Below are 4,196 nucleotides of genomic sequence, written 5' to 3'. Positions count from 1 at the left end.
CTCTTGCGGCTTTTCCTTGGCGGTGTCTGGGATGATGATGCCACCGGCCGTCTTCTCTTCGGCTTCGATGCGGCGAACGACGACGCGGTCGTGCAGCGGACGGAATGTCATTTTGTTTCCTCCTGGTATCGGCGCTGAGATACAGTTAATTGCGAATGTGATCCGTTTAGCACTCATTACACGAGAGTGCTAACAGGAAATAATCATGCTCTAGGCGTGGCACAAGCCAATCTTTGTGGGGAGGCTGATTGTGGGCGAACCGTGACCCTATTCGCGGCGTTGAATCCCCGAGGTGCTCTGTTCCACCCCGGCAGCGAGGTCCAGCCGTGTTGAGTTTCAAAACCGTCGAAGAGGTCTGCGAGAGCAAAAACATCACTCTTGTTGTTCATCCGGCAATCCGACAAGCGATCATCGGATATGAAGAAAGTTTTTACATTGGTCTCCGGTGTTTTCTGAAAGCTGAATCGGACGGATTTTACTTCCTGCCGCTTCAAGATGGCGGGTATGTTCGCCTCGTTTTCTCGCAACGCGAGTCCTCGGGAGGATATCCCATCCTGCGGGTCGACCCGATTTCACAAGAGGCGTTGCAACAGATCAAAGGCACTTTGGCTTGAGACGCGGATCAGGAGCGGAAAAGGCTGTAGGCGGGGCTTCACGCGCCGTCTTGGCGGCCCGTTCCCATGCACTGATCGTGCTCTGCAAATACAACTGACGCGGAGGTGCCTTTGAGCCGTAAAAAGCGGCTCGTCGCTTTGGTGTGGGATGGGAAGAGGTTGAGGTCTAATCGGTACGAACGAGTTCTTCGCGACAGCGCTGAAGACTCCGCTCTTTTTGATCAGAATTATCCGAGAGCAATCAATTTAAGGGCGCGCCTGACCGCAAGACGAGCAGCCTCGACGTGTCCGGCGGCCAGCAGTTCGTCGACGATTCTAAGCGCCATTACAGCATCGGGCCGCTCGGCCGCCTCCGCAGCAACATTTTGAGCCCCGGTGGCCGTTACAAAGTCGTCGGTCTGACCTGTCAGGTAAGCCGAGCTACACTTGAGGACAGTGGCGAGGCTCGCCAAGGCATCGCCGCTTGGATGTTGCGAGCGCCCCGTGATGACGTCCTGAATAAAGCCCGCCTCAAGGCCTGCTTCCAAGGAGGCTCGGCGCCACGAGATCTTAAGCGCACCGACCCGTTCTCCGATGCGCTCTTTCAGGATCGCGTTCACGCTAGGCTCCTTCGTGGGCYGGCCTGATAGGCAAAACAGCGGTCCATCCGCACTCTCCCCAACCGCTCAGCGGCGCCCATTTTCATTTGCCTATGGTTAACACACAGATAACGCAAGCTGCAGGCGAAGCCAGAGGCGATGGCGCCTTCATCACCCTGCCCTTCAACTCATTTATTCGGCTGATTGTCGGCGATGTTGACAAGGATCGAGATCTCATAGGCATCGAGGCCTTCGCCCAGCGAGTAAGCCCCGCGCGCTTGGGCTGGCTGTCCTCTTAAGATCCAAAACCGATTCCTCCGCGTCCGGTTGGGATACCGATGTCTCGCCCGAACGTCACGAGTGCAGGCCATAACTGCCGAAGTGACGCTGACCGCACCACGCCGGATCGGTGACAAGGCCAAGGGTGCCAATGACTACATCGTCGCCAACATGAAAACGGGTGCTCTCTCCTATGACGCGGACGGCTCGGGAGCCAAGGCCGCCATCGAGTTTGCCCAAGTGAAGAGAGAACTTGGCCTCACGCACAAGGACTTCTTCGTCATCTAATGTGTGTGCGGGAGTGCCAAGTCCGAGGGCTGAGGCACTCCCTCTTCTGTCAGCTGCAGTCGCTTCATCAGCCGCACCGCTGCCATGGTGAATTGCGCATCGCGCATCTCCTCCGTGGCATCAAAGCGAGCCACCCAACGCTTATAGGTTGCCCTGTGCATCCCCGTTGGCTTGGGCGGCAGAGCCCACCCGTCCGGATCCGTATCATAGAGCAACGCCGTCTACACCTTCGCCTTTGTGCGCCCGGCCGCTCCAATGGGGTCGAGGAACGGGGATGTTTAGGCAACTCTGCGACCCCAGGCGTGCCGACTAGCGAAGAACGAGGCTCCGCGCGGCCGAGAGAGTACACGCACGCGTCGGCCGGTTTTTGAGCCGATGGCGTACCATTGCAGCCTGCCGAAATGTCTCGGCGGTGATACGAGGGAGAATGCCTGCTGCCGTCCCTGAAAGGATAGCTCTAACTGCCACCAAAGTCTGACAGCTTAAGAATGCCCGTTATGGTTTCCCCTGAGCCATAGGTGAGCACGCACTGGATATGTCTGCCAGGTTTACCTGCGCCGCTCGGGATGAGCTTGACGAGGGCCACCTTTGGGCCACTCTCAAGAGTGAGGCGCGGCCGGTCGCGAGGCATAGCGATTTCCTCTCGGCCGCAAGCTGACCACGACCTCTGAGTGCTTTCCCCGTCCTTCACCCAAGACCCTGTCCGGCAGATTATATGTCCCTATAGGTGGACCGCTGGAGGGTCGAGTTGAGGGGGGCGGTCCCTGCCATTGGACCGTAATTGGTAATTTTCTTTGGTGAAGCCCGGAACTGTCCCTGAGGTCGAACCATCTGTCCTTCCCATCGGACCGGCTATAAATGTCACTTGGTCTGGAAGCCAGCGCATAAATGCCTTCGTTGCATTTTCGCCTGTGCGGCCGCGGGAGTAGAGCGTCAGGCGGTACACGCTGGCCTGTTGAGCGGAAGTTTGGTTTTGACCCCGTCGTCCGCACCACTCGAAGAGCTCTCCGGCCTCACAAACAGCAGACAGGAACCTATTCAGTGGGCTCGTCATTATTGCCCCTGAAGACAACTTGCATCTCCGAATAGATTAGCCCTGACGACCATAAGTCTCCGGGGAGTTTCTGTTGTGATTGTAAGGCAACGAGGCATAAACCGAGCCCATGCCAGGATGCCGATCTTTACAAGACGTTAATAGTAGCTGCTTACTCCACAAATATTCTGAAAATTTTTCTATCAATACGCCGGAACCATGGTCCTGGCTGGGCGTAATCTAGCCACCTGAGCCGCTGTTCTGTGGCCTGCTCTCATCATTACTGACTTCTGAAGGTGAACAATGAAGCGTTCGCACGCTCTCGCTTTGTCCGGCATTGCCGTGTTTCTGGCTCTCTCGACCTCGTCTCATGCTCAGACCGTACGGCCGGGCCAGCAGTGCCAGCCCGCTGTCGCAAACGCATCTATGTACGGGAATTGTCGCTTTCGCATCGTGCGGGGCCAAGAGGTTTGCCGTTGTGCCATTCTACCCCAGGCGCTGCGCCAACCTAGCCGCAGCGACCGAGACGGCATGACGACAGGCTCGACAAATTCTTTTGGCGTCTTGAACACCACAAGCCGTGCTCTCGGCGGAGGCACGATTGGCACAGCCACACGAGCCCAGAATCCAGGCAATTCCCCCGTTGCCGCGGGGTCCGCGTCAGGCAGAGCTGATGGCAGCAGCACTAGCGCCAGCGGCGGATCCTTCGGAGGCGGCGTTGCTGGAGGCGGAAGTTTCGCCGGAGGTGGCGGCACAGCTGCCGGCAACAATGGTAGCATCGGCAGCGGCAACACCGGGGGGCACAACGGCGGTGGCGGAAATGTAAGCGGTCCGAATAACCCTGGAAATGATAAGGGCGTTGGCAATGCCGGAGAGAGCCCGAATGGTGGCAACTTCGGTGGCGGATCACAGGGTCGTGGCGACGTTGGCGACAAGGGTGGCAATGGTAACGCAGGAAACCATGGCGGCGGTCACAGCAATAACGGAAATGGCCCGGGCAACAACAATGGTCTCGGCAATGGCTCAGAGCCCGCTGACAACTCCAGCAGCGATGTGAAGGGCAGCGATCCGTCGAATCCGGGCAATGGAGGTGGTGGCAAAGGTGGTGCTGGTGGTAGCGGCACCAACGGCCACAGCGGTGGGAATGGCGGCGGTGGCAACGGCGGAGGGAAACGGTAGGTTTCCACGCACTGCAAAGGCTGTCGAAGTGTTCGCGTGAGCTGCAATTGAGAGAAGAAGCGTCCCACAAGGGCGCTTCTTCTTTGAGGGTCAGGGCGGGATGTTCAGGTGTCGCCTATCTCGCCCCGGTGCTTTTGTATAAACTTGCCGTGTCCGACCAGATCCGTTCTCTGCCTTGACGGTCTGTGGCTTGCTCATTCTCTCGCAGGCTTGTCATGTCAGTGG

The 4,196-nt window shown here is 58.0% G+C and carries 3 protein-coding genes and 1 pseudogene; 2 read left to right on the top strand and 2 right to left on the bottom strand.

Annotated features, from left to right (window positions below; genetic code table 11):
* Positions 1 to 111 (bottom strand): annotated as a pseudogene (locus ACXJKO_RS30115) (co-chaperone GroES); the annotation flags it as partial.
* Positions 112 to 326: 215 nt separating this feature from the next.
* Here ACXJKO_RS30115 and ACXJKO_RS30110 point away from each other — a divergent pair.
* Positions 327 to 614 carry a hypothetical protein gene (locus ACXJKO_RS30110; RefSeq protein ID WP_457094695.1) on the top strand — a complete coding sequence of 96 codons (288 nt, stop codon included), beginning with the start codon at positions 327 to 329 and terminating at the stop codon, positions 612 to 614.
* A gap of 227 nt (positions 615 to 841) precedes the next feature.
* On the opposite strand, the gene ACXJKO_RS30105 is transcribed toward ACXJKO_RS30110, so the two are convergent.
* Positions 842 to 1,213 (bottom strand): hypothetical protein, encoded by a 372-nt coding sequence (locus ACXJKO_RS30105; protein WP_457094694.1) that lies wholly within the window; start codon positions 1,211 to 1,213, stop codon positions 842 to 844.
* A 339-nt stretch (positions 1,214 to 1,552) separates the two neighbouring features.
* Between ACXJKO_RS30105 and ACXJKO_RS30100 the strand changes: the two genes are divergently transcribed.
* On the top strand, positions 1,553 to 1,759 hold the full coding sequence (locus ACXJKO_RS30100) for a hypothetical protein (protein ID WP_457094693.1): 207 nt from the start codon (positions 1,553 to 1,555) through the stop codon (positions 1,757 to 1,759).
* Positions 1,760 to 4,196: the final 2,437 nt, after the last annotated feature.

The organism is Microvirga sp. P5_D2 (genome assembly GCF_054049475.1).
The sequence above is the reverse complement of the archived record's forward strand: the minus strand, read 5'-3'. Positions and strand labels throughout refer to the sequence as shown.